Raw genomic sequence first — 3467 nt, forward strand, 5'->3', positions numbered from 1 at the left:
GCCAGCACGAGGACGGCGTCGGCGCACCCGGCACCGACCCCGGCGCGCCGATCCTGACCCGGATGGGACCCAAGCTGATCTGGACCACGATCATCTCGGCGGTCATCTACGGGCTCGGCATGATCGCCTATCAGGCCGGCTACCTTTCGATCGAGCGCCTGTCGAAGCTGATGGGAATGCCGTTTTAGATTTTCATAGTTGCGTAGTTGTTTTGGGGGGACGGATGACTTTTCAAAGGATCGTCGTTGCGCTCTTGGTGCTGATCGTCGCCGGCCTCGGTGCCATCGGCTATTTTGAGTGGAAGATGGCCGTGCAGGTGCGGACGCTGAAGGCGTTCGTCGAGGGCTACGTCTTCAACGAGGCCGTGATGGCCTGCGAGCAGGCCAAGAGCTCGACGCCGTTCAAGTGGAACGGCGGCAAGAGCACCTCGGTGATCGGGCTGAACTCGGTCAAGCTGGACAAATACAACGTCAGCGCCAGCTACACGCTGGTAGCGGACAGCGTTTATTGTGATTACGATCCGATCAAAAGAAAGGCCGAGATCGGCTCGAGCTTCCTGGAGCGGGAGTAACGATCCGGCCATGCCAAGCATGGGATGGGATCGTCATGACCGAGGGGCGGGGGGACTACCGGATTCTGCATGAGGCGGCCTTGCGGGACTATCTCGCAGGCGTTCCGGACCTTAAGGCGCTGTACGGCGCGGAGCCGGCCGCCTGGTCGATCACCGAGGTCGGCGACGGCAATCTCAATCTGGTCTTCATCGTCAAGGGCGCAAGCGGCGGCGTCGCCGTGAAGCAGGCGCTGCCTTACGTCCGCCTCGTCGGCGAGAGCTGGCCGCTGCCACTGTCGCGGGCCCACTACGAATATCTGTCCCTGTCGAAGCAGGCCCAGCTCGCACCCGGCCTGGTACCGGCGGTGCTGCATCACAACGATGCGCTGGCGCTGACGGTGATGGAGCTGCTCGAGCCCCACATCATCATGCGCAAGGGGCTGGTCGCGGCAACGCAATATCCGCGCTTCGCGGGCGACATCACCACCTTCATGGCGCGGACGCTGTTCTTCACCTCCGACCTCGCGCTGTCCGCGGCCGAGAAGAAGGATGGCATCGCAGCCTTCGCCGGCAACCATGCGCTCTGCAAGATCACGGAAGACCTGATCTTCACCGATCCCTACCGCATCGCCGAGCAGAACCGCTGGACCGTGCCATACCTCGACGGGTTGGCCGCGAGCCTGCGCGAGGACATGGAGCTGCATGTCGCGATCTCCCGCCTGAAGCTGAAATTCATGGCAAGCCCGGAAGCGCTGCTCCACGGCGACCTCCACACCGGCTCTATCATGGTGACTGAGAGCCAGACGCGGGTGATCGACCCGGAATTCGCATTCTATGGCCCGATGGGGTTCGACGTCGGCGCCGTGCTGGCCAACCTCCTGATGGCCTATTTTGCCTCCGCCGGCCACGAGCGCTCGCCGGGCGAGCGGGCTGCGTTCGAGGGCTGGATGCTGGAGACGGTCGAGCAGGTCTGGACCGAGTTCGCCGGAAAATTCCTCGACCTCTGGCGCGCCAGTGCTTCGGGGGATGCCTATCCGGCCTCACTCTTCGCCGGCGAGAAGGGCGCCGCCCGCCTTGAGGCGGAGCGGCAGGCCTATATGCAGCGTCTCTTCACCGACACCGTCGGCTTCGCCGCCGCAAAAACCATCCGCCGCATCTTCGGTCTCGCCCACAACATCGATTTCGAGCTGATCGAGGATCCGAAGAAGCGGGCGACCAGCGAAGCCCGCGCGGTGCGGCTGGCGAGGGCGATGATGGTGGAGACGGGGGCGTTTCGGACGATCGCTGACGTCACCGGCGCCGCGCGAAAGCTGCGCGATTGGATGCCGGAGTTTGCGAACGGCTAGAGGCCGATGCGCTTCAATAAAGCCGCATCGGCAGCAGGACGCCGTCAGTGCCGGCCAGCAGACCCCAGGTCTCGTTGGCCGCGACCTCGAACTCCCGGATCTGGACCGTGCCGCCCTCGACCTTGAGGGTGACCTTGTACTTGCCGGGCGGCAGATCGATCTTTTGGCTGTCCGGTATGTCGGATGCGGCGGAGTCGGACTGTGCYAGTTTCTCGCCGGCGTGCGCCGCCAGCTTGATGGTCTGGTCGGCGACGGTGATGACCGCCCCCTCGTCCGACTTGTTGCCGAGCATCAGCCTTGCCTGGCTCGGCCTCGGCAGGAGGCCGCAATCCGCGATACCCGGCTTGCGCAGCGAAAGTTCGGCGATTGTCCTGTCGTTCTGACGGGAAAGCCGGAGCAGGACCGGTCCACGGGTCGTCGTGAAGGTGATCACGGCCCGGTCTGGTTCGACCACCGTCTCGATCCAGCCACGCTTGCCGAGCTCGGTGCGATAGAAGCCGAGCACCGCCGCGAGATCGCGCGGGGTCTCGGCGTAGACCGACGTGATGAACGGCGAATTCTTCGCCGTAGCGATGCTCCAACTCTCTGGCAGTGGCAGACCGGTGCCCTGGGAAACCCTGGCTTCGAAACCCGCACCTGCGCCCCGTGCGACCGCTCCGACGGGGATGCTGAGCAGTCGTTCGGCGAAATTATCCGGAGTGTCATGGCCCCGGACCGCCCACCACGTTTCGTCAAGATAGTCGTTCACGCCGGTGGTGCGACTCCAGCTGAACCGGATGCTGTCCGCCTCGCTGTACCGGCCGAGGCTGGCCGCGACCGGGCTTGCCAGCACAGCTGCGGCGGCGACCAGACCGCCGATAAGCAAAGCACCTAGCGTTCGGCTTTTCATGTCCGGATTCCCATCTCGACGAGATCACTGGGCTGAAGGCCCTTGTCCTGAGCTTGGTCGCATCGATCACGCCGGACGTTCACCGCTCGTAGATCGTTGTTTCCGCTTCCGATTCTCGACGGGTTGAGGGGCTCGCCGCGAACTACGGCTTCACCTGAGGGCTCGCCCCCCGGGGCGGGCGTCTCGAACGAAGTGTTGCAAGGAACTGCGGCATCCAAGGCGAAAAGAGGAGCTTGCACTCGACGTGCCGCGAGTGGTCAACTCCGTGACTGGAATATGCCTGCAGTGCCGGAGGGGACATGATGTTCAGGATTGTGGCGATCGTCGCTGGGTTGGGACTGGCGCTCGCCGGATCAGTGGAGGCTCAGACACCGCGCAAGGGCGGGACCATCCGCATGACGGCGCCTTATGGTTCCAGTTTCACAAGTTTGGACATTCACACCACTCAGCGCGCCCAGGACGAGATCTACGCCAAGGCCCTGCATCGGTCGCTCTACATTTGGGACTCCGCTGAGGGCAAGCCGGTTCCGGAACTTGCCAAGGAGGTCATCGTCTCGGGCGGCGGTCTCGTCTACACCTTCAAGCTGCGCGACGACGCCTATTTCCACCACGGCCGCAAGATGACGGCCGACGACGTCATCTGGTCCTACAACCGCATCATGGACGGCACCAAGGCCTATCC

5 protein-coding genes are annotated in these 3467 nt (G+C 63.9%); 4 read left to right on the forward strand and 1 reads right to left on the reverse strand.

The window, feature by feature from the left end:
* The 3 genes from ACXJL8_RS36835 to mtnK all read left to right on the forward strand — a co-directional run.
* On the forward strand, positions 1-188 hold a 188-nt coding region (locus tag ACXJL8_RS36835), incomplete at its 5' end, for a DUF1467 family protein (RefSeq protein ID WP_456686599.1).
* 35 nt (positions 189-223) lie between these two features.
* Positions 224-571, forward strand: a complete 348-nt coding sequence (locus ACXJL8_RS36840) for a hypothetical protein (protein ID WP_456620134.1) — start codon at positions 224-226, stop codon at positions 569-571.
* A 35-nt stretch (positions 572-606) separates the two neighbouring features.
* On the forward strand, positions 607-1896 hold the full coding sequence (mtnK, locus tag ACXJL8_RS36845; RefSeq protein ID WP_456620133.1) for an S-methyl-5-thioribose kinase: 1290 nt from the start codon (positions 607-609) through the stop codon (positions 1894-1896).
* A gap of 13 nt (positions 1897-1909) precedes the next feature.
* Here the strand turns inward: mtnK and ACXJL8_RS36850 are convergent, their stop codons facing one another.
* Positions 1910-2785, reverse strand: a complete 876-nt coding sequence (locus ACXJL8_RS36850; RefSeq protein WP_456620132.1) for a hypothetical protein — start codon at positions 2783-2785, stop codon at positions 1910-1912.
* Between the two features lie 299 nt (positions 2786-3084).
* Here ACXJL8_RS36850 and ACXJL8_RS36855 point away from each other — a divergent pair.
* Positions 3085-3467: ABC transporter substrate-binding protein (locus ACXJL8_RS36855; protein WP_456686600.1), on the forward strand; the 383-nt coding region annotated here is incomplete at its 3' end.

The organism is Bradyrhizobium sp. P5_C11_2, from assembly GCF_054049755.1.

Excerpts from the sequence above, each read along its gene's own strand:
- ACXJL8_RS36840 (WP_456620134.1), top strand. The coding sequence starts at position 224 with ATGACTTTTCAAAGGATCGTCGTTGCGCTCTTGGTGCTGATCGTCGCC.
- mtnK (WP_456620133.1), top strand. The coding sequence starts at position 607 with ATGACCGAGGGGCGGGGGGACTACCGGATTCTGCATGAGGCGGCCTTG.